Genomic DNA, 23,080 nt, shown 5'->3' with positions numbered 1-23,080 from the left:
GCGGGCTGCGGCGGGTCGGCGGCTCACGCCCCGCCGAGCTTGCGGAAGTCCCAGGACACGACCTTCTCCGGCCTGAGCCGCACCCAGGCGTGCCGCCCGTCGTGCGGCATCGCGTCGAGGCCGAAGTTCTTGCGCGCGAACAGGGTCTCCACCGCGTCGAGTTCGGCGCACAGCTCACCGGTGCGCGGGATCTCCCCGACGAACTCCACCGCGCCGGACAGCTCGACGCCGCGCAGACTGTCGTACTCCTCGCCCGTGTCGATCACGATCGCGACCCGGGGATCGCGGCGCAGATCGGTCCAGCGCTTGCTGCGCACCACCGAGTACAGCCAGAGCGCGTCCCCGTCCCAGAAGAACCACAGGGCGCTGACGTGCGGGGCGCCGTCGGTGGACACGGTCGCGACCCGGCAGGTGCGCTGGACGGTGAGGAACGCGTCCAGCTCGCCCGAGGTCATCATGATCTTCCGGCCCCGACGCTGAGTGACGGTCATCCGGCCCCCTCATTCTTCTCTTGTGTCGTCCTGTGGTGATTTTCTGAGACCCCGTCAGAAAATGATGGGTCTTCTTCCCTCTCCGCGCAATGGCCGTTAGTGTCGCCCGCCCCACACCGACGTCAGGGGGAGCCCATGCCGTCGCACGAAGAGCTCGGCGACCTTCTCGACCCCGCCGGCACCGTCCTGATCACGGTGGAATGCCAGCAGGGCGTCGTCGGACCGGCCGCCGCGCTTCCCCAACTCGCACGTGCCGCAAGGGAGTCGGGTGCCCTCGCCAACATCGCCCGGCTGGTGGCGGCCGCCCGCGCGCACGGCGTCCAGGTCGTGCACGCCGTGGCCGAGCGCCGGCCCGACGGCCGGGGCGCCAACCGCAACGCCCGGCTGTTCCGCGCGGCCGAACGCCTCCCCGTCCAGCAGCTCGCCGGCACCGACGCGACCCGCGTCGCACCGCCGATCGACGTCGCCGAGCAGGATCTCGTCGTGAGGCGGCTGCACGGGCTGTCGCCCGTCCAGGGCACCGACGTCGACGCCCTGCTGCGCAACCTCGGCTGCCGCACCCTGATCGTGACCGGGGTGTCGGCCAACGTCGCGATTCCCAACACCGTCTTCGACGCCGTCAACCGGGGCTACACGGTCGTCGTGCCGTCGGACGCCGTCGCGGGGGTGCCCGCCGACTACACCTCCGCGATGATCCGCCACACCCTCGCGCTGGTCGCCACGGTCGCGACCACCGACGAAGTGCTGGCCTGCCTCCGGCGGACCGCCCCGGCGGAGGCGGAGGTCAGGCCAGAGTGATCGAGTCTCCGCTGACCTTGATCGGCACCTCGGGCAGGGGCTTGCGCGCGGGACCGCTCTTCACGCTGCCGTCCGTGATCGAGAAGTTGCTGTTGTGGCAGGGACAGTGGATCACGCCGTCGTTGACGGACTTCACCGCGCAGCCCGCGTGGGTGCACACCGCGGAGAACGCCTTGTAGGCGCCGGCCGTCGGCTGGGTGACGACCACCTTCTCGGTCTCGAAGACCTTGCCGCCGCCCTCGGGTATGTCGGACGTCTTGCTGAGCGCCGCACCCGCCGGCGCGTTGTCCCCGCCACCCGTGCCGCCCGTGCTCGCGGCGGGCGTGCCGGCGGTGGATCCGGTGGAACCCGCGGCGCCGGCCGACGACGACGAGTCGTCGTCGGAGCCTCCGCACGCGGTCAGCGCGACGGAGAGCCCCGCGGCTCCGGCGGCTGCCACGACGGCACGGCGGGCAGGCCCCGACGCGGACTTGATCGATGCGCTGGTCATGCTGGGGGTTCCCTTCCAGGGGGGTGTGTGGATCTGCCGTGAGGTACGAGCCGGGGGCGCGGCTTGTTCAGCGCCCTCGGCGAGTTCGGACGGTGTCGAGATATTGACGGGGTCGACATGAGCGCGGCGTAAGCAGCAGCTGTCGCCGAGCTGTCGGCCGTGCATCGGTGCAGGCCCAGTAACCTGGGGCGATGCTCAAGGAAGTCACCGCCACCCGTTACGTCACGCCACTGCGTGAGGGCGGATCCCTGCCGGGACTCGTCGAGGCGGACGACCTCGGCCTGTACGTCCTGAAGTTCACCGGCGCCGGACAGGGCCGCAAGACGCTCGTCGCGGAGGTGGTCTGCGGCGAACTGGCCCGCCGGCTCGGCCTGCGGGTGCCCCCGCTGGCGGCCGTGGAGCTCGACGTCCTGCTGGGGCTCGGCGAACCCGACGTCCAGGTGCAGGAGTTGCTGAAGGCGAGCGGCGGGACCAACCTCGGCATGGCCTTCCTCTCCGGCGCCCTCGGCTTCGACCCGCTCGCCTTCCCGGTGAGCCCCGAGGAGGCCGGCCGCATCGTCTGGTTCGACGCGCTGGTGAACAACGTCGATCGCTCCTGGCGCAACCCCAACCTCCTGGTGCACCGCGGAGACCTGTGGCTCGTCGACCACGGCGCGACCATGATCTGGCACCACAACTGGCCCACCGCCGAGACCTCGGCGGCCCGCCCCTACGACGCCTCCGACCACGTCCTCGCCCCCTTCGGGCCGGACGTCGCGGCCGCGGCGGCGGAGCTGGCCCCGCTGGTCACCGCCGACCTGCTCGCCGAGGTCACCGCCGAGATCCCCGACGTCTGGCTGACGGACGAACCCGGCTTCGACACTCCGGACACGCTCCGGCACGCCTACGCGGCGCCCCTCCTGGCACGCGCCGCCGTCATCCACGACCGCATCAAGGGGACCGAGTGAACGACCGCCACATCATCAGGCCGGGTCAGGGCGGCGACCGGGACGTCTTCGAGTACGCGCTGCTGCGCGTCGTCCCGCGCGTGGAGCGCGGCGAGTGCATCAACGCGGGCGTGCTGGTCTACTGCCGCGGTCAGGACTACGTCGGCGCACGCACCCACCTCGACGAGACGAAGTTGCTGGCGCTGGACGCGGAAGCGGACGTGGCGGGGGTGCGGGCCGCCCTACGGGCCGTCGAGGGCGTCTGCGCGGGCGGCGCCTCGGCCGGTCAGGCGGCACGCGACGACGCCGGACGGCGTTTTCGGTGGCTGATCGCACCCCGCTCGACGATCGTCCAGCCGGGCCCCGTGCACACCGGGCTCACCACCGACCCGGCGGCCGAGACGGACCGGTTGCTCCAGCTGCTGGTGAGGTAATGGATCACACCGGCGACGTGTGGCGTTGACACCGGGTGCCAGGGCTTCTAGCGTCACGTCTGCCGAAGGTACTAAGCGGTCGCTCACCAGTCGGGCGCACCAGCGCCCCGGGCGGAACAGCGCCCCCCGGGCGCATTCAGGCTTTCTCAAGGGCGAGGAGAACCAGCAATGTCCACCACTGAGCAGCGGGTCGCCGTAGTCACGGGCGCGGCGCGGGGCATCGGAGCGGCCACCGCCGTACGACTGGCGGCCGAGGGCCGTGCTGTCGCGGTCGTCGACCTCGACGAGGCCGCCTGCAAGGACACCGTCGAGAAGATCACCGCCGCCGGCGGCAAGGCCGTCGCCATCGGCGCCGACGTCTCCGACGAGGCCCAGGTCGAGGCCGCGATCGCCCGGATCGTCGAGGAGCTCGGCGCGCCGACGATCCTCGTGAACAACGCCGGCGTGCTCCGCGACAACCTGCTGTTCAAGATGAGCGCCGCCGACTGGGACACGGTGCTGAACGTGCACCTGCGCGGCTCGTTCCTCATGACCAAGGCCGTCCAGAAGCACATGGTCGACGCCGGCTTCGGCCGTGTCGTCAACCTGTCCTCCTCCTCGGCGCTGGGCAACCGCGGCCAGGCCAACTACTCGGCCGCCAAGGCCGGTCTGCAGGGCTTCACCAAGACCCTGGCCATCGAGCTCGGCAAGTTCGGCATCACCGCCAACGCCGTCGCCCCCGGCTTCATCGCCACCGACATGACCGCCGCCACCGCCGCCCGCGTCGGCATGGGCTTCGAGGAGTTCAAGGCGGCTGCGGCCACCCAGATCCCGGTCGCGCGTGTCGGCGAGCCCGACGACATCGCCAACGCGATCGCGTTCTTCACGAACGAGGCCGCCGGCTTCGTCTCCGGCCAGGTGCTGTACGTCGCCGGCGGACCGCTCGACTAACCGCTGCCAAGGACCCTGGGGATCACGAACATGACTGAACTGCCCGAACTCTCCGGCAAGGTGGCCCTCGTCACGGGCGCCAGCCGAGGCATCGGCTACGGCGTCGCCGAGGCGCTCGTCGCCCGCGGCGACCGGGTCTGCATCACCGGCCGGGGCGAGGACGCCCTGAAGGAGGCCGTCGAGCGGCTCGGCGCCGACCGGGTCATCGGCGTCGCCGGCAAGGCGCACGACGAGGAGCACCAGGCCGCCGCCGTGGACCGCACGATGGAGGCCTTCGGCCGCGTCGACTTCCTGGTCAACAACGCCGGCACGAACCCGGTGTTCGGCCCGATCGCCGACCTGGACCTGAACGTCGCCCGCAAGGTCTTCGAGACCAACGTGGTCTCCGCGCTCGGCTTCGCCCAGCGGACCTGGCACGCCTGGCAGAAGGAGAACGGCGGCGCGATCGTCAACATCGCCTCCGTCGCGGGCCTGTCGGCCTCGCCCTTCATCGGCGCGTACGGCATCAGCAAGGCCGCGATGATCAACCTGACCCTGCAGCTGGCGCACGAGTACGCGCCGCGCGTGCGGGTCAACGCGATCGCCCCGGCGGTGGTGAAGACCAAGTTCGCCCAGGCCCTGTACGAGGGCCGCGAGGAGGAGGCGGCCGCGGCCTACCCGCTGGCCCGGCTGGGCGTGCCCTCCGACATCGGGGGCACGGCCGCGTTCCTGACCTCGGAGCAGTCGGACTGGATCACCGGCCAGACGCTCGTCGTCGACGGCGGCATCTTCCTCAACGCGGGCGTGGGCTGAGCCCGCCCCGGGCCGCACCCCGGCCCGGGGCGCACCGCGACGACCGCGTCCACGGGCGCCGTTTTCCCGACGGAAACGGCGCCCGTGTCGTCGTATACCGGGACATACGCGCCTCGGCCACGGTGATGACAACGTCGTCATACCGAGAGTGATCAAGAACGCCGTACAGGCGCGGGTTCAGGCCGCGCGGCGCTGCGGTATGGTCTGCCAACCCTTGGCATGGCAGATCGAGGAGCGTGCGCGTGTTCAACCGGAACCGATCCTTGCAGCAGATGGCGGCGATCGTGTCCATATCCCTGGTGGCCGGGTGCAGCCTCCTGGGGGAGGAGAGCTCCGACAATGCCGGGCCGATCGTCGTGGGCACCACCAGTGCGCCCAGCACGCTGGACCCCGCGGCCGCCTGGGACGGCTCCTGGGAGCTGTTCCGCAACATCTACCAGACGCTGCTGAGCTACCCGAACGGCACGACGGCCCCGCAGCCGGACGCCGCCGAGTCCTGCGAGTTCACGGACAGCACCAGTCGCACCTACAAGTGCGAACTGCGCGACGGGCTCAAGTTCTCCAACGGCGACAAGCTGGACGCGCGGGCCGTGAAGTACTCGATCGACCGGATCCGGACGATCAACGCCCCCACCGGCCCCAACGGACTGCTCGGCAGCCTGGACAGCGTGGTGACGAAGGGCGACCGCGAGGTGCTCTTCCGGCTCAACAAGGCCGACGCCACCTTCCCGTTCGTGCTCGCCACCCCCGGCATGTCGATCGTCGACCCCGACGACTACCCCGCGAAGTCCCTGCGCAAGGACGACGGCATCGTCGGCTCCGGGCCCTACCGGCTCCAGTCCTACCAAGAGGGCAAGCAGTCCGTGCTCGTGCGCAACGACGGCTACAAGGGCCTCGCCGAGCGCAAGAATGACGCGGTGGACATCCGCTACTTCCAGGACTCCGGCGCCATGGTCAAGGCCCTGCGCGCCAAGGACATCGACATCACCTACCAGGGCCTCGCCGCCGACGACATCGTCGAGCTGGAGGGCAAGGGCGCCGCCAACGAGGGGCTGCAGCTCGTCGAGGGCGCGGCCACCAACATCAACTACCTGGTCTTCAACCCCAAGGACGACTGGTCGGACAAGCTGCCCGTGCGCCGGGCCGTGGCCCAGGTCATCGACCGGGCCGCGATCGCCCACAAGGTCTACAAGGACACGGTCGACCCCCTGTACTCCATGGTCCCGACCGGGCTGACCGGCCACACCACCGGCTTCTTCGACTCCTTCGGCGACCCCGACACCGCCAAGGCCCGCAAGATCCTCACCGAGGCCGGCATCACCGAGACCGTGCCGCTCACCCTCTGGTACACCACCGACCGCTACGGCTCCGACACCGCGCTGGAGTTCAAGGAGATCAAGAGGCAGCTGGAGGCGTCCGGCCTGTTCTCGGTCACGCTGAAGAGCCGCCCCTGGAACGCCTACGTGGTCGGCTACCAGAACGGCGAGTACCCGGTGTTCGGGCGCGGCTGGTCCCCCGACTTCCCGGACCCCGACAACTTCGTCGCCCCCTTCGTGGGCGAGCAGAACGCGCTCGGCACGCCCTACCCGGAGAAGAAGATCACGCAGGTGCTGCTGCCCCACTCCCGCCAGGAGAGCGACCGCGCCGAGGTGGCGAAGGACTTCGAGGAGGCCCAGCAGATCCTCGTCCGGGACGCCCGGCTGCTGCCCCTGTGGCAGGGCAAGCAGTACATCGCCTCGTCCGAGGACGTCTCGGGCGGGGAGCGCGCCCTGGACCCGTCGACGATCATGATGGTCTGGGAGCTGTCGCGGAAGACCAGCTGGTAGAAGCCGGTCGATGAGCCGGTGACCGGCTGCGGGACGGCCCTCGGGAGGGTCTCGGGAGAGCTCTCCGGTGGGCCCCCGAGAACCGTCCGCGGTACGGGTTGTCAGTGGTCGCCTGTAGGTTCTGCAGTCTGAAGCGACCGCACACCGAAGGACGTTGACGTGACCGACATCGCCATGCTGCCCGAGTCCTGGCGCGGGGTTCTGGGCGACGAACTGCAGCAGCCCTACTTCAAGGAGCTGACGGAGTTCGTCGAGGAGGAGCGGGCGAAAGGCCCTGTCTACCCTCCGCGCGAAGAGGTGTTCGCCGCACTCGACGCGACGCCGTACGAGCGGGTGAAGGTGCTCGTCCTCGGACAGGACCCGTACCACGGCGAGGGCCAGGGACACGGCCTGTGCTTCTCGGTGCGGCCCGGGGTGAAGATCCCGCCGTCCCTGCGCAACATCTACAAGGAGATGCACGCGGAGCTGGGCACGCCCGTCCCGGACAACGGCTACCTGATGCCGTGGGCGCAGCAGGGCGTCCTGCTGCTCAACGCGGTCCTCACGGTCCGCTCCGGCGAGGCGAACTCGCACAAGGGCAAGGGCTGGGAGAGGTTCACCGACGCGGTGATCCGCGCGGTGGCCGACCGTCCCGACCCGGCGGTCTTCGTGCTGTGGGGCAACTACGCGCAGAAGAAGCTGCCGCTCATCGACGAGACGCGGCACATCGTGGTCAAGGGCGCGCACCCCTCGCCGCTCTCGGCGAAGAAGTTCTTCGGCTCCCGCCCCTTCACCCAGATCGACGCGGCGGTGGCGCAGCAGGGCCATGAGCCGATCGACTGGACCATCCCGAACCTGGACTGACCCGTTCCGTCCCGCCGCGGGCCGCTCGTCGCGTCCCGGGTCGGTCGCGTCCTGCCGCCGGGCCGGTTCCCGCGGGGGCCGGCCCGGTGCCGCCTGACCGTGATCGCCCCCGCCGGCGGCTAGCGTCGTCGCAACGAGCGCGACGCAAGGAGGCCGAGGGTGGCGGACCGACAGGGACGGACGACGCCGGACACCCTGCTGACGCGGATCGGGCAGGTCGTGATGCTGCACCACGGGGGAGACCGCGAGGAGGCCCGCCGCCGGCTCCTCGACCTGTGGACGGAGATCGGCGAGGAGGGCGACCCGCTGCACCGCTGCACCCTCGCCCACTATCTCGCCGACACCCACGACGACCCCTTGGACGAACTGGCGTGGGATCTGCGGGCGCTGACCGCGGCGCAGGAGCACGACGGCTCGGCGGGGGAGCGGCTGCGGCCGGGGGAGGAGCCTCAGGGGGCCGCCCAGGACCAGGGGTCGTCCCAGGCGAGGGCGCTCCTCCCGTCCCTCCACCTCAACCTGGCGGCGGACTACGTGAAACTCGGCCGCGCGGACGCCGCCCGCGTCCATGTGCGGCGGGCACGCGGGGCGGCCGCCGCACTGGCCGACGACAGCTACGGGGACGGGGTGCGGGCGGCTCTCAACAGGATGGAGCTGCGGCTCGGGGAGGGGGAGTGGAGACGGGAGCGATGAGAGCGGGCGGCGGCGGGCGGGCGTCCCGGTGCGGCCCGGATCCCGTCACCGCCCGTAGGCCCGCTCGGCCTGCTCGCAGATGGCGGCCTCCTTGCTGTCCCCCTGCCACGCGCCGTACTTCCTGCCCAGGGCGCATGCGTCGGCTTTCCCGCGCACCGCGTCCTCCACGTCCTGGAGGTCCACGCGGGGCGGTGCGTGCCGCGGCGGCTGCGGGTCGGGCTCCCGGGCCTGCGGACCGGTGTCCGACGACGGCGGCCGTCCGGCCGACGGCTCCTCGGCCGTCCGCCGCGGCCGCGCTGCTTTCCGCTTCTCCTGCTTCCGGGACGACTCGGCCATCTCCAGCGCCTCCCTGGCGGGCGCCTGCACGATCTGCGTCTCGGCCCGCCCGCCGGGCCGTGGCACGGACGGCTCGGCGGGCGCCGCGGCCGGACCGGGCACGGGCGGACGCTGGACGGTCACGCAGCCGGACAGGGCCGAGAAGGCCACGGTGACCAGGAGCGTCGCGGTAGTCGTCGTTCGATGCACCCGCGCCACTCTGGTGGTTCCGGCCGCCCGCGCGACAGCGCACGAGCGGAGGTTGCCCCGCACGGGTGATCTCGTACCCCGTAAGGAGGGTGCGAGCCCGCCGCCGCTGACGACGCCTCGAACGTCGTCCCTGGCGAAGCGTCCCCCCGCCCCGGAACTCTGCGCGGCCCCGCTGCCGATCCCCACAGGCCCGGACGCCGGCCCCCGGCGCGAGTTCCCGTCGCCCGGGGCCCCGCCCGGCTGCCCGGGGTCCGGCCCGGCCGCTCCCCGCCGCGGGTCCTCGGCGTCTGCCCCTCACCGGACGCCCGCCCTCGCCGCAGGCCCCGAAGTCGGCCGCGGCGCGGAGTCCCCGGCGGTCAGTCCCCGGCGGTCAGTCCCCGGTGGCGCCGTCGATCCGCTCGCGGATGAGGTCGGCGTGGCCGTTGTGGCGGGCGTACTCCTCGATCATGTGCGTGTAGATCCAGCGCAGGGTGAACGGCTCGTCGGTGAACCTGCTCCGGCCGCGCGAGAAGTCGTCCAGCGCGAAGTCGGCCGCGTAGCGCCGGGCGACCTCGATCTCGGCCTGCCACGTGGCGTGCGCCTGTGCCCAGGTGTCGGCGTCGGTGAGATGGAACTCGCCGTCCGGGTCCGCGTCGCTGTAGTGGATCGGCCCGGCGCCGTCGCCCACGAGCACCCTGCGGAACCAGCTCCGCTCCACGTCCGCCATGTGCCGCACCAGCCCCATCAGGGACAGTTCGGAAGGCGGCACGGAGGCGGTGCGCAGCTGGGCGTCGGTGAGGCCCTCGCATTTCTGCGCCAGGGTCTGCCGGTGGTAGTCCAGCCAGCCTTCCAGCATCGTGCGTTCGTCGGCGTTCAGGGCGGGTCCGGTGCGCGGTGTGGTCATGTCCGCATGGTGTCTCCTGATCGCCCCGCTCACCACGGATTTTCCGCCGACCGGGCAGACCGGCCACCACCCGTCGCCCGGTCGCGGCGGGGCCGTATGCTGCGGGGCAGGCAGGCAAGCAGTGAGGGAGCGCCCGTGAAGGTCGGCTGCATCGGACTCGGCGACATCGCGCAGAAGGCGTATCTGCCCGTGCTGGGCGCGCTGCCCGGGATCGAGCTCCACCTGCAGACCCGCACCCGGGCCACCCTCGACCGGGTCGCCGACGCCCTCCGGCTGCCCCGCGAACAACGCCACCGCGACCTCGACGCGCTCATCGCCGCCGGCCTGGACGCGGCCTTCGTGCACGCCCCCACCGCCGTCCACCCCGAGATCGTCACCCGGCTGCTGGAGGCGGGCGTCCCGACCTACGTGGACAAGCCCCTCGCCTACGAACTCGCCGACTCGGAGCGGCTGGTGACGCTCGCGGAGGCCCGGAACACGACCCTGGCCGTGGGCTTCAACCGGCGTCTGGCGCCCGGCTACGCGCAGTGCGCCGACCACCCGCGCGAGCTGATCCTCCTGCAGAAGAACCGGGTCGGCCTGCCCGAGGAACCGCGCACGATGATCCTCGACGACTTCATCCACGTCGTCGACACGCTGCGTTTCCTGGCGCCCGGCCCGATCGACGACGTGACCGTCCGCGCCCGCGTCGCGGACGGTCTGCTGCACCATGTGGTCCTCCAGCTTGCCGGCGACGGCTTCACCGCCCTCGGCGTGATGAACCGGCTCAGCGGTTCGAACGAGGAGATCCTGGAGGTGTCCGGGCAGGACACCAAGCGCCAGGTGATCAATCTGGCCGAGGTCGTCGACCACAAGGGCCAGCCGACGGTGCGGCGGCGCGGTGACTGGGTGCCGGTGGCCCGGCAGCGCGGCGTCGAGCAGGCGGTTCTCGCCTTCCTCGACGCCGTGCGCGCGGGAAGGGTGCTCAGCGCCCGGGACGCGCTGGCGACTCACGAACTGTGTGAGCGGGTGGTCCGAGCGGTGCTGGAGCAGTCCGCCGCAGCCTGACCGCCCGCGCGCCCTCGGTGAGCCCCAGGGCCACGAGGACCAGCAGGGCCCCGTGGAGGACCCAGTCGCCGTAGCGGACGTACAGGGTGACGCCGTCGGCGAGCGGCACGTCGTAGACGGCGGCCGTGCTCGCGTCCGGGCCCAGCCACGAGCCCAGTCGCCGGCCGCTCGCGTCGTACACCGCGGAGTCGCCGGTCAGCGTGGCGTGGACGAAGGGCCGGCCGGTCTCCGCGGCACGCAGGGCGCCCAGCGAGGCGTGCTGCGCGGGCGCCCAGCTCCGCTGGAACGACGAGGTCGACGACTGGCCGACGAGCAGGCCCGCACCGTCCTCGACGAGATGCCGGCTCATGTCCGGGAACGCCGTCTCGAAGCACACCATCGGCCCGAACCGCACACCGGGACCGGCGCCCATCAGGACCTGTCCCGCACCGCGCTGCCGGTCCTCGCCCGCGGCCCTGCCGACCGAGGTGGCCCAGCCGAGCAGCGAACGGGCCGGTATGTACTCGCCGAACGGCACCAGCCGCATCTTGTCGTACCGGTCGCCGGTCGGGCCGCCCGCGCCGACGAGGATCGAGCTCTTGTAGATGCCGGGCCGGTCGGAGCGGCGGGCGTCGACGTTGACGAGGACGTCGGCGCCGGTCGCCCGGGCCAGCTCGGCGATGCGCCTGGCCAGGTCGGGACGCTCGGCGAGGTCGTATCCGACGCTGCTCTCGCCCCAGACGATCAGGTCGACGTCCTGCCCGGCCAGGCGGCGGGTCAGCTCCTCCTCGCGGTCGAAGCGCTGGTCGGGCCCGTCGATCACGCCCGGCTGGACGACGGCGATGCGGGTCTCCCCGTCGGCGTCGGGACGCGGCGCCCACGCCCACGCGGCCGAGGCCGTGGCGGCGGTGGCGACCAGTCCGGCCACGGCCGGGGCCCGGGAGGCGGGGAGCGCGACCAGGACGGCGGCGGCCACGTTGACCGCCACCACCAGGAAGCTGAGCAGCCACACCCCGCCGACGGAGGCGAGCCGCAGCGCGGGCTCCACCTGCCACTGGCTGGCCCCCAGCACGCCCCACGGCCCGCCCAGCCCCTGCCAGGAGCGGACGAGCTCGACGGCCAGCCAGGCCGAGGGCAGGACCAGCAGTGCGGCGAGGACCCGCCTGCGGGTGGGAGCCTCGGCCTCGGCGAGGAAGCGGCGCACCAGCCACGCCCACGGCGCCCACAGCCCGCCGAGCAGCGCTGCCAGCACGAGGGTGAAGACATGCAGGTCCGGCAGCAGCCAGTGGTGCATGGCCAGCATGAAGCCGAACCCGCCGCCCCAGCCGTCGTACGCGGCCCGCCGCCCCGTGGGAGCGGAGCGGGCCAGCAGGATCCAGGGGACGAGCGCCACGTAGGCCCACCACCACAGGGCGGGCGCGGGGAACGCGAGCACGGGCAGCGCGCCCGCGAGAGCCGCGACGGTCGTACGCCGCCAGGGGGAGGTGAGCCAGTGTCCGCATCTGTTCATACGACACCTCCCTACCCGGGTTGGGTCGCTTCAGTGTGCGCTTCGGAGACGATCTCCGACAGGGCGTGCTCGCGTCCGGCTTCGAGCGGCGCCCGCGTCAGCCGAACACGCCGCCTGCCGAGGACGCCGTCAGCCGGGCAGCCGCCGCCACTTCTCCCGTACGACCACCTCGCGCACCCGCCAGCCGTCCTGCGTCCGCAGCAGGCCGAAGGAGTACCGGCCGCCGCAGACGAAGTCGGGCACCTCGGCGGGGGCGCCGTCCCGCTCGGCGGCGAGGCGCATGGGGTTGACGTAGTCGGCCTGCACCTGTGCGGTGTCGCCCGTGTCCTGATCCAGGACCCCGAACCGCACCCGGCGGTTGACGATGAGGTGCTGCCGCATCGCGAACAGCCGCATGGTGTCCGCGAGCCAGGAGGCGACGTTCCCCGCCTCGCCCTCGATGCCGCCGGCCGAGCGGTAGTCCGCGCGCCCGTCGGCCGTGAACAGTTGCCGGTACGCCGTCCAGTCCCCGTCGTCCACCGCCACGGCGTAGTCGGTGATCAGTCCGTCGACGGCCAGCCGGTCCATCACGGCGGCGAGCTCCACACGCTGCGTCATGGCCCGAGTGTTGGGCATGGCGGGTGCACAGCCAAGGTCTTTGCGGCGATCGGCGTCCCGGACGGGGGAAACGGGGCTGCTCGGCGTCCTGACGGACGGTCGGGGCCCTCGTACCCCCGCCGCTCAGGTCTCCGTCGTCAGGGACGGACCGGCGGCCGGCCGAGGCGGGCGGCGATGAACCGCCCACACGCCAGGGCCTCGGCGCGCGCGGTGTCCACCTCCAGGTCGTGGACGGCCCCCTCATGCACCGTGCGCGCCTGCGCGGCCGCCGTTCCCGGAATCCGGTCACCGCGGGCGGTCTCCCGGCCCGCCGCGACCGCTTCCTCGCACCGGACGCCGCCCCACAGCACCGGGAGCCCGTCCAGGGCCTCCCGCCACCGCCGCTGGGATGCCGCTCCGCCGAGGAACACGTCGTCGACGACGATCCCGGCGCCGGCCCGGGCCATCGCGGCGACGCCCTGCGCCCAGGCCGCGTCGAGCGCCCGGAACTCCTGCCCGACGCTCACCCCGCCGTCCGCCGCGAACGTGATCCCCGCATCGATCCCGGACTTCCCCGAGCTCGAGCCACCGTTGGGAACGATCACCTGAACAGTCATCGCGCCACGCCAGGGGCGACTTGCTCACGACGGCAAACGGATTTCCACGCCTGGGTGCGACGTCAGGCCGCCGCGACCACGTCGCCGCGGATCGCCGCGGCCCACTCCACCACCAGCAGTTCGTACTCGGCGCGCTCCTGGGCGGACAGCGACCCGCCCGCGCGCAGCCAGAGGGCGCGGATCCGCTCGTTCAACTCGGCAGCGGACCGCACGGAACCAGAGGCGACAGAGTGGGCGGACATGCGCTCAGCGTAGGCGCAAGCACTGACACTGCGCTACCGGACGGCTACGCGTGAGGCAGTGGGGTTGGTCACGGTTGATCGATCAACCGGCCGGTCAACTGTGCGTCGGCGGCGGTGGGTTGGGGCGCACCTTGCCTGGACAGGCGCCGGTCCGACGGCCCTGGGGCAGTCGCCCGAGGGGGCTCAGCCCGCCGACTCCGCCGCGTGCGGGCTCAGCGCGCCCGTCGTGACCAGGGCGATGATGACGATGCCGAGGACGACGCGGTAGTAGACGAACGGCATGAAGGACTTGGTGCTGATGAACTTCATGAACCAGGCGATGACCGCGTAGCCCGACGCGAAGGCGATCACCGTCGCGAACAGCGTGGGCCCCCATGCCACATGGCCGCCCTCCAGCGCGTCCTTCGTCTCGAAGACCCCGGAGGCCAGCACGGCCGGGATGGCCAGCAGGAAGGAGTAACGGGCCGCGGCCTCGCGCTTGTAGCCCATGAACAGGCCGCCGCTGATGGTCGCGCCGGAGCGCGAGACGCCCGGGACGAGCGCGCAGGCCTGGCAGAGACCGAAGACGAGTCCGTCCTTGACGCCCAGGTTCTCCAGCGTCTTGCGCTGCTTGGGGGCGCGATGCTTGCCGCCCGTCTCGTCGCGGGCCGCGAGCCGGTCGGCGATGCCGATCACGACGCCGACGACGACGAGCATCGTGGCCGTGATGCGCAGGTCGCGGAAGGGGCCCTCGATCTGGTCCTTGAGGGTCACGCCCAGCACCCCGATCGGGATCGAGCCGACGATCACCAGCCAGCCCATCTGGGCGTCGTGGTCCCTGCGCATCGCCTTGACGAACAGCGACCGGCTCCATGCCGCGATGATCCGCCCGATGTCCTTGCGGAAGTAGATCAGCACCGCCGCCTCCGTGCCGATCTGGGTGATCGCCGTGAAGGCCGCGCCGGGGTCCTTCCAGCCGGAGAACGCCGCGGTCAGCCGCAGATGCGCACTGGAGGAGACGGGGAGGAACTCGGTCAGCCCCTGGACGAGTCCGAGGACGAGGGATTCAAACCAAGACATGAGGTTACGGAGTCCAAGTGCCGATCGGAGAAGGGCGCGACGACGACGGCGGGCGGCCGCGCCCAATGATCAAGGGTGTGCAAAGAAAGGGTAGCGGTGTCGTGTGTCAGGTCCTGCACAGGGGTTTGGCGGACGGTACGACCGGCGGCGGTCCCGGGCCCGGCGGCCGGGCGTCCGCCGGGTCGACCGGCCGGGTCGCCGAGCCGTGCCCGGGGGCCTCCGGATCGTTGACCGGCCGCGTTGCCGAGCCGCACGCCGGGATGCCCGCATGGTTGACCGGCCGCCCGGCCGCCGCATACGTTGCTGGCGACGGGAAAGCGCTTGCTGTGCACAGGTGCCGCACATGTGCCGTGTGTGCCGTGTGCGCCCCGCACGCTTGCCGGACCCGCCCGGTCCACGGCCGTACGTCGGAGGAGTGCTGATCACGCCCATGTCCCCCACCACTCCGCCGCCGGGCCCGCTCGACGGCCGCCGGATCCGGGCCGCCGTCGTCGGCGCGGGCGCCATCGCCCGCGGCTCCCATCTGCCCGCCCTCCAGCAACTGGCCGCCGAGGGTGAGACCGAGGTCGTGGCGGCCGTTGACATCGATGCCAACGCCGTCCGGGCGTTCTGTGCGGAGGGCGGCGTGCCGCACGCCTACACCGACCTGGACCGGATGCTGGCGGAGCAGCGGCCCGACCTGGTGACCATCTGCACCCCGCCCACGCTGCACCGCGAGCAGAGCGTGGCCGCGCTGCGGGCCGGCGCCTGGGTGTGGTGCGAGAAGCCGCCCGTGCCGACCCTGGCGGACTACGACGCCGTGGCGGCCGAGGAGGGCACGCCCGACGGCCCCTTCTCCTCGATCGTCTTCCAGCACCGCTTCGGATCGGGAGCCCGGCATGTGCGCCGGCTGCTCGCCGAGCAGGCCCTCGGCCGGCCGCTCGTCGCCCACTGCCAGACCACCTGGTACCGCGACACCGCCTACTACGCCGTGCCGTGGCGCGGTCGCTGGCAGACCGAGGGCGGCGGCCCGGCGATGGGCCACGGCATCCACCAGATGGACCTGCTGCTCGACCTCCTCGGCCCGTGGAGCGAGGTGCGGGCCATGGCCGGCCGGCTCGTGCACGACGTGGAGACGGAGGACGTGTCCACCGCGCTGCTGCGCTTCGAGAGCGGCGCCCTCGCCACGGTCGTCAACAGCGTCCTGAGCCCCGAAGAGGTCAGCCGCATCCGGATCGACTGCGAGCGCGCCACCGTCGAGCTCACGCACCTGTACGGCCACTCCAACGCCGACTGGCGCCTCACCCCCGCCCCGGACGTGCCCGGCGACGAGGCCGCCGGCTGGCGGGACTTCGGCGCGGACGTGCCCAGTTCGCACCTGGCCCAGCTGCGCGAGCTCGTCGCCTGCATGCGTGCGGGACGGCGACCGCGCAGCAGCGGCGCGGACGGACGCACCAGCCTGGAGCTGATCACCGCGCTGTACAAGTCGGCGTTCACGGACACGACGGTGCGGCGGGGCGAGATCGGTCCCGGCGACGCCTATTACACGGCCCTGCACGGCGGCGCCCCGGGCTGGGCGCCGGCGACGGCGTCCGTGGAGGTGCCCGCATGACCGCGGAGCTGCGCCTGGTGCACGCCCACGGCGACCGCGTCACGGTGAGCGACCCGGTCACCGGCGTCGAACTGCTCGCCTACGTCTACCGGCCCGAGGCGGCCTGGGAGGCGCCCAAGCCGTACATCCACCCGTTGCGGACCCTCGCCGGGGACGTCGTCACCGACTACCGGCCCAACGACCACCGCTGGCACAAGGGGCTGTCGCTGACCGCCTCGCACCTCTCGGGCGCCAATCTGTGGGGCGGCAACTCGTACGTCCACGGCGAGGGTTACCTGGAACTGCCCGAGCGGGTGGGGTCCATGGCGCACGTCGACTTCGACGAGGTCGCGGCGGACGGGGGCCGTGCCGTCATCGCCGAACGGCTGACCTGGCATCCGTCGGGCGGTGAGCTGTGGGCGAGGGAGGAGCGCCGCATCGAGGTGCACGACGTCGAGCCCGACTCCGGTTCCTGGGCGCTGACCTGGACCAGCGCCGTCACCAACTGCCGTGACGAACCGCTGCGCTTCGGCAGTCCGACCACCGCCGGACGGGAGATGGCCGGCTACACGGGCCTGTTCTGGCGGGGCCCGCGCGCCTTCCGGGACGGCCGGATCATCGGCCCGGACGGCGAGGGGCCCGGACTGATGGCCTCACAGAGCCCGTGGCTCGCCCTCACCGGAGAGCACGACGGCGCCGACGGTCACGCCACCGTCGTCTTCGCGCACGCCCCCGAGAACGACCACGCCGGCGTCCGAGGGGCTCACCCCGCCCACTGGTTCGTCCGCAACGAGCCCTTCGCGGGCATCGCCCCCTCCTGGGCCTTCTTCGACGAACTGGAGCTGGCCCCCGGCGACACGCTCACCCGCCGCTACCGGGTGGTGGTGGCCGATGGCGCCTGGGAGCGCGAGGAGATCGCCAAGTACCTGCGGACGCACCCGTGGTGAGCCCGTACGCCGGACTGCCCGGCGGCGTCGCCGTCTCGCACCTGTGCGTCTACGACTGGCCCGCCGCCGACGGTCTGCAAGGCGGAACCCCCCATATGCACCTGGTCTGTTCGGAGGGGTACGTCGTCACCCACGGACGGGGAGCGGTGCATACCCTCACGGCCTCCGGACACCGGGTGACGCCCCTGGCGCCCGGCACGGTCGCCTGGTTCACGCCGGGCACGATCCACCGGCTGGTCAACGAGGACGACCTGCGCATCACCGTCCTGATGCAGAACGGCGGGCTGCCCGAGGCGGGCGACGCGGTGCTCACCCTGCCGCCGGAGCATCTCGCCGACCCCGAGGCGTACGCCGCCGCGACCGCGATCCCCGCCGACGCCCCGCCCGAGGAGCAGGCCCGGATCGCCCGCGCCCGGCGCGACCTCGCGCTGGAGGGCTGTCTGGCGCTGTGCGAGGCGCCGGACCCCCGCGCCGCCCTGGCCGAATTCCACCGGGCCGCCGCTGCGCTCGTCCGGCCCCGGCTCGCCGAGTGGCGTGAACGCTGGACGCACGGCGCGCGGGCGGCCGCGGAGGCCACCGGGGAGCAGCTCGACCGGCTCGCGGAAGGGGACGTCTCCCATCTCGCCGAAGCCGTCGTGCGGGCCGAGGAACCGTCCGCGCGCGGGAGGTTCGGCATGTGCGGGCGGCTGGACGTGTACGCGTGAACCTGGGCCCGGTTCATCATCGCCGGCCGGGTCGGTCGTCGTAGTTCCGGCGAAATCTCTGCGACCCGTGCCGTCGGCTGATCCAATCGACCGATGTCGAGAGCGGGGAGTCAGCACATGCGGATCAGGGTGACGGCGGCGGCGCTGTGCACGGCGGTTCTGGTGGCCGGGTGCGGCGGCGGCGGGGGCGGTTCGGCCGAGAAGGACTCCGGCGCCGCGGGCTCCGGCCCCGTGTCGGGTTCGGCTTCGGGCGCGGGGCGCAAGGGTCCCTCCGGACCGCTCGGAGAGGCTCAGCTGAAGTCCGCGGCGCTGACGGTTGGAGACGTGGACAGATACCAGATCACCGACTACCCCGTGAAGCCCGCCGGCCACTCGACCGCGCGGCCCGCCGCGTGCCAGCCGTTGGAGAACATCCGTACGGCCGTTCCCGATCCGGAGCCCCGGGCGTTCCAGGGACGCCTCGCCTTCTCGGGCTCCGGCCCCGCGGCCGGAGCGGCCACCACCATCGGCCTCATGGCCTACGACCGGTCCGCCGCCGAGGGCGTCCTCGACGGTCTGCGCACCGCCCTGAAGAAGTGCACGGCCTACGAGGGCGGGGTGCCCGCCCGCACCACCGCCGAGGCCGCCGCCGCGCCGGACGCGGGCGACGAGGCCGTCGCGTTCGCACTGCACACCGAGCGGGACAGGCCGGACGCGTTCGTGGTCGTGCGCAGCGGCGCCACGGTCGTCCTGTTCTGCACGGCGAGCGGGACGGGCGCGCCCGCGAAGGTCCCCGGGGACCTTGTCTCGGCGCAGATCCGGAAGCTGGAGGCGTGAGGGGCTCAGCGACGGACGCTGTGACCGCGCCGCGGCGCGATCGCGCTCGGCGGCCCCGCGGCGCCCGGTACGCCCTGCAGACCATGTGCGAGGCCGGCGGGCTCGCCGACGCGATGGTGCTCGAGTCCGTGCAGCCGGGCCGGGCCCGCCGCGGATCCGGTGTCCCGCACCCGCCCCCGCTCTCCGCTTCCGGCTCCCGGCGAGCGGGCCCCGGCTTCTGAGCGGCTGCGGCCCCGGGCCGTCCGGGGTCCGGAAGCCGGTCCGGAAGCCGGTCCGGAAGCCGGTCCGGAGGACAGCCCGGGGGGGTTACGGACGGTGCAGGTGGTGGCGTTTGCGCCAGGCCACCGCCGCGCCGACGAGCGCCGGCAGGGCGATGCAGACCATCGCGATCAGGAAGGCCGGCGAGGTGGGCGAGGAGGCCCGGGCCCCCGCGACGACATAGGCGGCGGTGTTCGGGATCGAGCCCACCGCGGTCGCCACCAGGAAGGACGGCCAGGTCATGCGGGAGACGGCGGCGCAGTAGTTCGCGGCCCAGAACGGCACCCCCGGGAACAGCCGGGCCGCCAGCATCGAGCGCAGACCGTGCCGGCTGAGCTGGCCGTCCGCCGCCTTGAGCAACCGGCCGCGCAGCAGGGGCCGCAGGGCGTCCTGTCCCAGGACGCGGCCCAGCCCGAAGGCGACCCCGGCCCCCAGCACCGTGCCCGCAAGCGCCGCGCCCGCGCCCCACTGCGAGCCGAACAGCGCGCCGGCGGCCAGGTTCAGCAGCGGTCTCGGCACGAACGCCACCGTGCACAGCCCGTACGCCACCGCGAAGAGCGCGGCCGCCGAAGCGCCCCCCAACTGGGGCGGCCAGCCGTCCGCGAGGAGCTTCTGCGGCTCGAAGAGCAGCACGCTCGCCGCGGCCGCCGCCAGCAGCGCGACCAGCAGCGCCAGACGGGACCAGGGCGACAGGAGCACTCTGCCGCAGCGCGCGGCGAGGCCGCCGGGAGCGGCGGCCGAGGACGAGACGGGCGGCGCGACGACGGGCGCGGTGACAGGCGCGGCGCCGGTCGCGACGACGGGCAGGGGAGCAGGCGCGAGCAACGGAATGACGAAGTCCGTGCCGGTGGCCCGGGGAGAGGCCGTTGCGGTGCCCCCAGAGCGGGTGGTGGCATCGAGCATCCCGTGACACTAACGGACGAAGATGTGTGATCGCCGTATGGTTCGTCTCATGACCGTCACAGGCGCGGGCCCGGCCGGCGCGCCGCACAGTGCGCTCGCCGACTCCGTGCTGGAGCGGCTGACGGCCGCGTACGGCGGCGCGGCCGACCCCGCCCGTGCGGCGGCCATGAGCGCGTACATGAAGGACGTGGCCCCCTTCCTCGGGCTTCCCACCCCCGACCGCCGGGCCCTGTCCCGCGCCGTCCTGGCCGGCACGCCCCGGCCCGCCGAGGCCGACTGCACGGCGATCGCCCTGCGCTGCTGGGCTCTGCCGCACCGTGAGTACCACTACTTCGCCGTGGACTACCTGCGCCGTCACGCGGGACGCCTGTCGTCGGCGTTCCTGCCCGTGGCCCGCCGGCTCGTCACCACCACCTCCTGGTGGGACACGGTCGATCTGCTCGCCGCGCACGTGGTCGGCGCCCTCGTCGCCGCCTACCCCGGCCTCACCGCCGACATGGACGAGTGGATCGTCGACGAGGACCTGTGGGTGGTGCGCACCGCGCTGCTGCACCAACTGCGCCACAAGGAGCGCACCGACGCCGACCGGCTGTTCGCGTACTGCCTGCGCCAGTCCGGCCATCCCGACTTCTTCGTCCGCAAGGCCATCGGGTGGTGCCTGCGCGAGTACGCCAAGACCGACCCCGAGGCCGTGCGCGCCTTCCTCGTCCGCGAGCGGGGCCGGTTCGCGCCCCTGACGGTCCGTGAGGCCCTGAAGAACATCGACGCGGCCCCCGACCTGCCCTGAACGGTTCCCCGGACCGCCGTGACGCGGGATGCGTCCGGTCGCCGGGCCCCGTCCCCGGTCCGACGAAAAGCATTCGACACGTGACGAACCGTCGACGAGGATCGGCCTCATGTTCCGGCACGCCTTCCTCCTCGCAGCATCCGCGGTCGCGGATGCCCCGAAGGCTGCCGTCCCGATCCTCGCGGCCGCTGTCGACGGCGCCCGAAGCTGACCCTCCCCGGACTGTCCGGCGGACCCCCCAGGGGGAGGGTCGGCCGCTTCCTCGGGGTCCCCCTTCCCACGGACACGCTTCGAGGTACAGCCATGCCCAAGACCGCTTACGTGCGGACCAAGCCGCATCTCAACATCGGCACCATGGGTCACGTCGACCACGGCAAGACCACCCTGACCGCCGCCATCACCAAGGTTCTCGCCGACCGCGGGACCGGCTCCTTCGTGCCGTTCGACCGCATCGACCGGGCCCCGGAGGAGGCCGCGCGGGGGATCACCATCAACATCGCGCACGTCGAGTACGAGACCGACACCCGGCACTACGCGCACGTCGACATGCCCGGCCACGCCGACTACGTCAAGAACATGGTCACCGGCGCGGCACAGCTCGACGGGGCGATCCTCGTCGTCTCCGCGCTCGACGGGATCATGCCGCAGACCGCCGAACACGTCCTGCTGGCCCGGCAGGTGGGGGTGGACCACATCGTGGTCGCGCTCAACAAGGCCGACGCGGGCGACGAGGAGCTCATCGACCTCGTCGAGCTGGAGGTCCGCGACCTGCTCACCGAGCACGGCTACGGCGGCGATGCCGCCCCCGTGGTGCGGGTGTCGGGGCTGAAGGCCCTGGAGGGTGACCCGCGCTGGACGCGTGCCGTCGACGCCCTGCTCGACGCGGTGGACACCTATGTGCCCATCCCCGAGCGCTACCTGGACGCGCCGTTCCTGCTGCCCGTGGAGAACGTGCTCACCATCACCGGCCGGGGGACCGTGGTCACCGGCGCGGTGGAACGGGGGACCGTGCGGGTGGGCGACCGGGTCGACGTGCTCGGCGCGGGCCTGGAGAGCGTCGTCACCGGCCTGGAGACCTTCGGCAAGCCGATGACCGAGGCCCAGGCCGGTGACAACGTGGCCCTGCTGCTGCGCGGGGTTGCGCGCGACGCCGTCCGTCGGGGGCAGGTCGTGGCCGCGCCCGGGAGCGTCACGCCGCGACGGCGGTTCGAGGCGCGGGTGTACGTGCTGTCGACGCGGGAGGGCGGTCGTACCACACCCGTCTCGACCGGGTACCGGCCGCAGTTCTACATCCGGACGGCGGACGTCGTCGGGGACGTGGACCTGGGCGAGATCGCGGTCGCGCGGCCCGGGGACACGGTCGCCATGACCGTCGAACTGGGCCACGACGTCGCGTTGGAGCCCGGCCTCGGCTTCGCCGTCCGCGAGGGCGGCCGGACCGTGGGGGCGGGAACCGTGACGACCGTCCTGTGAGGCAGGCCGGCGTCCGGGGCGGGGGCGCGTCCGGCGGGCGCGCCCTCCCCGGCACAATGATCAGGTGAACGACGAGCCCGTACCCGTCACCCGAGCCGTCGACCACGGCACCGCCAAGCTGATGCCCGACGTCGACCGGGCCCGGGCCTGGCTGCTGACGGTCGACGGCGCGCCCCAGTCGTACGTCGACCTCGACGAGCCCACGCACCTGGAGTTCGAGTACACGCGACGCCTCGGGCACGTCCTGGACCTCGCCGCCGAGCCGGGGCGGCCCCTGGACGTGCTGCATCTCGGCGGCGGCGCGCTCACCCTGCCCCGGTACGTGGCCGCGACCCGGCCGGGCTCCCGGCAGGATGTCGTCGAGTTCGACCGCGGGCTGCTGGACCTGGTCGTCGAGCACCTGCCCGTCCCGCCCCGGGCCGGCGTCGAGCTGCACGCGGCCGACGCGCGGGCGTGGCTGGAAGCGGCCCCGGACGACTCCGCCGACGTGCTCGTCGCCGACGTCTTCGGCGGCTCCCGGATCCCCGCCCGACTGACCTCCCTCGCCTGTGCGCAGGAGGCGGCACGCGTCCTGCGCGGTGACGGGGTCTACCTGGCGAACCTCGCCGACGCGGCGCCGTTCGCCTTTCTGAGGTCCCAACTGGCCAACCTGGCCCAGGTGTTCGAGGAGCTGGTGCTGATCGCCGAGCCGGCCGTGCTGCGCGGCCGCCGCTTCGGCAACGCGGTGCTGGCCGCCGCGCACCGCCCGTTCGACCTGGCCGCACTGGCCCGGCGTACCGCCTCCGACGCGTTCCCGGCCCGGGTGGAACACGGCCCCGGCCTGCGCCGTCTCATCGGCGACGCCCGCCCGGTCCGCGACGAGGACGCCGTACCGTCACCCGAACCGCCCGAGGGCGCGTTCGGCATCGGCTGAGCGGCGGCCGACGGAGCGACGACGGGTGGGGCGCCGGTGCGGTGTCGCCGC

Annotated in this window: 26 protein-coding genes; 16 read left to right on the top strand and 10 right to left on the bottom strand. The window is 72.9% G+C overall.

Features of this window, described 5'->3' with window-relative positions; genetic code table 11:
- Positions 1 to 23 precede the first annotated feature (23 nt).
- Positions 24 to 491 (bottom strand): pyridoxamine 5'-phosphate oxidase family protein, encoded by a 468-nt coding sequence (locus tag BG482_RS25380; RefSeq protein ID WP_069771450.1) that lies wholly within the window; start codon positions 489 to 491, stop codon positions 24 to 26.
- Positions 492 to 626: 135 nt separating this feature from the next.
- Between BG482_RS25380 and BG482_RS25375 the strand changes: the two genes are divergently transcribed.
- Entirely contained in the window at positions 627 to 1,289 is a 663-nt protein-coding gene (locus BG482_RS25375; RefSeq protein WP_069771449.1) for a cysteine hydrolase, read from the top strand.
- Here the strand turns inward: BG482_RS25375 and BG482_RS25370 are convergent.
- Positions 1,276 to 1,779: a Rieske (2Fe-2S) protein gene (locus BG482_RS25370; RefSeq protein ID WP_069771448.1), complete on the bottom strand. Its 504-nt coding sequence runs from the start codon at positions 1,777 to 1,779 to the stop codon at positions 1,276 to 1,278. The genes BG482_RS25375 and BG482_RS25370 overlap by 14 nt on opposite strands.
- Before the next feature lie 191 nt (positions 1,780 to 1,970).
- Here BG482_RS25370 and BG482_RS25365 point away from each other — a divergent pair, with 191 nt between their 5' ends.
- The 7 genes from BG482_RS25365 to BG482_RS25335 all read left to right on the top strand — a co-directional run bounded on the left by BG482_RS25365 (position 1,971) and on the right by BG482_RS25335 (position 8,220).
- Positions 1,971 to 2,726, top strand: a complete 756-nt coding sequence (locus BG482_RS25365) for a HipA family kinase (protein WP_069771447.1) — start codon at positions 1,971 to 1,973, stop codon at positions 2,724 to 2,726.
- Positions 2,723 to 3,139 (top strand): DUF3037 domain-containing protein, encoded by a 417-nt coding sequence (locus BG482_RS25360; protein ID WP_069771446.1) that lies wholly within the window; start codon positions 2,723 to 2,725, stop codon positions 3,137 to 3,139. The genes BG482_RS25365 and BG482_RS25360 overlap by 4 nt, the downstream gene beginning before the upstream one ends.
- Before the next feature lie 168 nt (positions 3,140 to 3,307).
- Positions 3,308 to 4,069 (top strand): 3-oxoacyl-ACP reductase FabG, encoded by a 762-nt coding sequence (gene fabG, locus BG482_RS25355; RefSeq protein WP_069771445.1) that lies wholly within the window; start codon positions 3,308 to 3,310, stop codon positions 4,067 to 4,069.
- 30 nt (positions 4,070 to 4,099) lie between these two features.
- Positions 4,100 to 4,861 (top strand): SDR family oxidoreductase, encoded by a 762-nt coding sequence (locus BG482_RS25350; protein WP_069771444.1) that lies wholly within the window; start codon positions 4,100 to 4,102, stop codon positions 4,859 to 4,861.
- A gap of 242 nt (positions 4,862 to 5,103) precedes the next feature.
- The gene (locus BG482_RS25345; protein ID WP_069771443.1) at positions 5,104 to 6,687 is read left to right on the top strand and encodes an ABC transporter substrate-binding protein; all 1,584 of its coding nucleotides are present in this window, start codon (positions 5,104 to 5,106) and stop codon (positions 6,685 to 6,687) included.
- A gap of 159 nt (positions 6,688 to 6,846) precedes the next feature.
- Positions 6,847 to 7,530: a uracil-DNA glycosylase gene (gene ung / locus BG482_RS25340; RefSeq protein WP_069771442.1), complete on the top strand. Its 684-nt coding sequence runs from the start codon at positions 6,847 to 6,849 to the stop codon at positions 7,528 to 7,530.
- 159 nt (positions 7,531 to 7,689) lie between these two features.
- Positions 7,690 to 8,220: a hypothetical protein gene (locus BG482_RS25335; RefSeq protein WP_069771441.1), complete on the top strand. Its 531-nt coding sequence runs from the start codon at positions 7,690 to 7,692 to the stop codon at positions 8,218 to 8,220.
- A gap of 45 nt (positions 8,221 to 8,265) precedes the next feature.
- Here BG482_RS25335 and BG482_RS25330 read toward each other — a convergent pair whose 3' ends face one another.
- Together BG482_RS25330 and BG482_RS25325 are read right to left on the bottom strand one after the other, a co-directional pair.
- A complete protein-coding gene (locus tag BG482_RS25330; protein WP_256096477.1) occupies positions 8,266 to 8,745 on the bottom strand; it encodes a hypothetical protein in 480 nt (159 codons plus the stop codon).
- Positions 8,746 to 9,115: 370 nt separating this feature from the next.
- Positions 9,116 to 9,628, bottom strand: coding sequence for a DinB family protein (locus tag BG482_RS25325; RefSeq protein WP_069771439.1), 513 nt, complete (start codon positions 9,626 to 9,628; stop codon positions 9,116 to 9,118).
- A 135-nt stretch (positions 9,629 to 9,763) separates the two neighbouring features.
- Between BG482_RS25325 and BG482_RS25320 the strand changes: the two genes are divergently transcribed.
- Positions 9,764 to 10,675, top strand: a complete 912-nt coding sequence (locus BG482_RS25320) for a Gfo/Idh/MocA family protein (protein ID WP_069771438.1) — start codon at positions 9,764 to 9,766, stop codon at positions 10,673 to 10,675.
- Here the strand turns inward: BG482_RS25320 and lnt are convergent.
- The 5 genes from lnt to BG482_RS25300 form a co-directional block, all read right to left on the bottom strand.
- Positions 10,593 to 12,164, bottom strand: a complete 1,572-nt coding sequence (gene lnt / locus BG482_RS25315; protein WP_069771437.1) for an apolipoprotein N-acyltransferase — start codon at positions 12,162 to 12,164, stop codon at positions 10,593 to 10,595. The genes BG482_RS25320 and lnt overlap by 83 nt on opposite strands.
- 129 nt (positions 12,165 to 12,293) lie before the next feature.
- Positions 12,294 to 12,761 carry a nuclear transport factor 2 family protein gene (locus tag BG482_RS25310; RefSeq protein ID WP_069771436.1) on the bottom strand — a complete coding sequence of 156 codons (468 nt, stop codon included), beginning with the start codon at positions 12,759 to 12,761 and terminating at the stop codon, positions 12,294 to 12,296.
- Between the two features lie 137 nt (positions 12,762 to 12,898).
- Entirely contained in the window at positions 12,899 to 13,357 is a 459-nt protein-coding gene (locus BG482_RS25305; RefSeq protein WP_069771435.1) for a chloramphenicol phosphotransferase, read from the bottom strand.
- A gap of 62 nt (positions 13,358 to 13,419) precedes the next feature.
- The gene (locus BG482_RS41450) at positions 13,420 to 13,599 is read right to left on the bottom strand and encodes a hypothetical protein (RefSeq protein ID WP_079142127.1); all 180 of its coding nucleotides are present in this window, start codon (positions 13,597 to 13,599) and stop codon (positions 13,420 to 13,422) included.
- Positions 13,600 to 13,782: 183 nt separating this feature from the next.
- Positions 13,783 to 14,658, bottom strand: coding sequence for an undecaprenyl-diphosphate phosphatase (locus BG482_RS25300; RefSeq protein WP_069771434.1), 876 nt, complete (start codon positions 14,656 to 14,658; stop codon positions 13,783 to 13,785).
- A 430-nt stretch (positions 14,659 to 15,088) separates the two neighbouring features.
- Between BG482_RS25300 and BG482_RS25295 the strand changes: the two genes are divergently transcribed.
- From BG482_RS25295 to BG482_RS25280, 4 genes are all read left to right on the top strand, one after another.
- Complete coding sequence (locus tag BG482_RS25295; RefSeq protein ID WP_069771433.1) at positions 15,089 to 16,249, top strand: Gfo/Idh/MocA family protein; 1,161 nt, start codon at positions 15,089 to 15,091, stop codon at positions 16,247 to 16,249.
- Positions 16,246 to 17,175 carry a PmoA family protein gene (locus BG482_RS25290; protein ID WP_069771432.1) on the top strand — a complete coding sequence of 310 codons (930 nt, stop codon included), beginning with the start codon at positions 16,246 to 16,248 and terminating at the stop codon, positions 17,173 to 17,175. The genes BG482_RS25295 and BG482_RS25290 overlap by 4 nt, the downstream gene beginning before the upstream one ends.
- Positions 17,169 to 17,879 carry a cupin gene (locus BG482_RS25285; protein WP_069771431.1) on the top strand — a complete coding sequence of 237 codons (711 nt, stop codon included), beginning with the start codon at positions 17,169 to 17,171 and terminating at the stop codon, positions 17,877 to 17,879. Before BG482_RS25290 ends, BG482_RS25285 begins: the two co-directional genes overlap by 7 nt.
- A gap of 117 nt (positions 17,880 to 17,996) precedes the next feature.
- Positions 17,997 to 18,695: a hypothetical protein gene (locus BG482_RS25280; RefSeq protein ID WP_069771430.1), complete on the top strand. Its 699-nt coding sequence runs from the start codon at positions 17,997 to 17,999 to the stop codon at positions 18,693 to 18,695.
- A 306-nt stretch (positions 18,696 to 19,001) separates the two neighbouring features.
- Here the strand turns inward: BG482_RS25280 and BG482_RS25270 are convergent, their stop codons facing one another.
- Complete coding sequence (locus BG482_RS25270; RefSeq protein WP_069771428.1) at positions 19,002 to 19,856, bottom strand: TVP38/TMEM64 family protein; 855 nt, start codon at positions 19,854 to 19,856, stop codon at positions 19,002 to 19,004.
- Positions 19,857 to 19,905: 49 nt separating this feature from the next.
- Here BG482_RS25270 and BG482_RS25265 point away from each other — a divergent pair, with 49 nt between their 5' ends.
- The 3 genes from BG482_RS25265 (at position 19,906) to BG482_RS25255 (ending at position 23,029) form a co-directional block, all read left to right on the top strand.
- A complete protein-coding gene (locus BG482_RS25265; protein WP_069771427.1) occupies positions 19,906 to 20,643 on the top strand; it encodes a DNA alkylation repair protein in 738 nt (245 codons plus the stop codon).
- 303 nt (positions 20,644 to 20,946) lie between these two features.
- Positions 20,947 to 22,116 carry an elongation factor Tu gene (tuf, locus tag BG482_RS25260; RefSeq protein ID WP_069771426.1) on the top strand — a complete coding sequence of 390 codons (1,170 nt, stop codon included), beginning with the start codon at positions 20,947 to 20,949 and terminating at the stop codon, positions 22,114 to 22,116.
- Between the two features lie 121 nt (positions 22,117 to 22,237).
- On the top strand, positions 22,238 to 23,029 hold the full coding sequence (locus tag BG482_RS25255) for a spermidine synthase (protein WP_107450734.1): 792 nt from the start codon (positions 22,238 to 22,240) through the stop codon (positions 23,027 to 23,029).
- The last annotated feature ends 51 nt before the right edge of the window (positions 23,030 to 23,080 follow it).

The organism is Streptomyces sp. LUP30, assembly GCF_001746365.1.
Lineage (GTDB): Bacteria > Actinomycetota > Actinomycetes > Streptomycetales > Streptomycetaceae > Streptomyces.
This window is presented reverse-complemented; position numbering and strand designations above follow the sequence as displayed.

What these genes read in the sequence shown, in the direction of transcription:
- BG482_RS25290 (WP_069771432.1), top strand. Translation starts at nt 16,246, where the DNA reads ATGACCGCGGAGCTGCGCCTGGTGCACGCCCACGGCGACCGCGTCACG.
- BG482_RS25365 (WP_069771447.1), top strand. Translation starts at nt 1,971, where the DNA reads ATGCTCAAGGAAGTCACCGCCACCCGTTACGTCACGCCACTGCGTGAG.
- BG482_RS25295 (WP_069771433.1), top strand. Translation starts at nt 15,089, where the DNA reads ATGTCCCCCACCACTCCGCCGCCGGGCCCGCTCGACGGCCGCCGGATC.
- BG482_RS25255 (WP_107450734.1), top strand. Translation starts at nt 22,238, where the DNA reads ATGCCCGACGTCGACCGGGCCCGGGCCTGGCTGCTGACGGTCGACGGC.
- BG482_RS25380 (WP_069771450.1), bottom strand. Translation starts at nt 491, where the DNA reads ATGACCGTCACTCAGCGTCGGGGCCGGAAGATCATGATGACCTCGGGC.
- BG482_RS25280 (WP_069771430.1), top strand. Translation starts at nt 17,997, where the DNA reads ATGCGGATCAGGGTGACGGCGGCGGCGCTGTGCACGGCGGTTCTGGTG.
- BG482_RS25325 (WP_069771439.1), bottom strand. Translation starts at nt 9,628, where the DNA reads ATGACCACACCGCGCACCGGACCCGCCCTGAACGCCGACGAACGCACG.
- BG482_RS25350 (WP_069771444.1), top strand. Translation starts at nt 4,100, where the DNA reads ATGACTGAACTGCCCGAACTCTCCGGCAAGGTGGCCCTCGTCACGGGC.
- BG482_RS25375 (WP_069771449.1), top strand. Translation starts at nt 627, where the DNA reads ATGCCGTCGCACGAAGAGCTCGGCGACCTTCTCGACCCCGCCGGCACC.
- BG482_RS25310 (WP_069771436.1), bottom strand. Translation starts at nt 12,761, where the DNA reads ATGACGCAGCGTGTGGAGCTCGCCGCCGTGATGGACCGGCTGGCCGTC.
- BG482_RS25370 (WP_069771448.1), bottom strand. Translation starts at nt 1,779, where the DNA reads ATGACCAGCGCATCGATCAAGTCCGCGTCGGGGCCTGCCCGCCGTGCC.
- BG482_RS41450 (WP_079142127.1), bottom strand. Translation starts at nt 13,599, where the DNA reads ATGTCCGCCCACTCTGTCGCCTCTGGTTCCGTGCGGTCCGCTGCCGAG.
- tuf (WP_069771426.1), top strand. Translation starts at nt 20,947, where the DNA reads ATGCCCAAGACCGCTTACGTGCGGACCAAGCCGCATCTCAACATCGGC.
- BG482_RS25300 (WP_069771434.1), bottom strand. Translation starts at nt 14,658, where the DNA reads ATGTCTTGGTTTGAATCCCTCGTCCTCGGACTCGTCCAGGGGCTGACC.
- BG482_RS25265 (WP_069771427.1), top strand. Translation starts at nt 19,906, where the DNA reads ATGACCGTCACAGGCGCGGGCCCGGCCGGCGCGCCGCACAGTGCGCTC.
- BG482_RS25270 (WP_069771428.1), bottom strand. Translation starts at nt 19,856, where the DNA reads ATGCTCGATGCCACCACCCGCTCTGGGGGCACCGCAACGGCCTCTCCC.
- lnt (WP_069771437.1), bottom strand. Translation starts at nt 12,164, where the DNA reads ATGAACAGATGCGGACACTGGCTCACCTCCCCCTGGCGGCGTACGACC.
- BG482_RS25305 (WP_069771435.1), bottom strand. Translation starts at nt 13,357, where the DNA reads ATGACTGTTCAGGTGATCGTTCCCAACGGTGGCTCGAGCTCGGGGAAG.
- fabG (WP_069771445.1), top strand. Translation starts at nt 3,308, where the DNA reads ATGTCCACCACTGAGCAGCGGGTCGCCGTAGTCACGGGCGCGGCGCGG.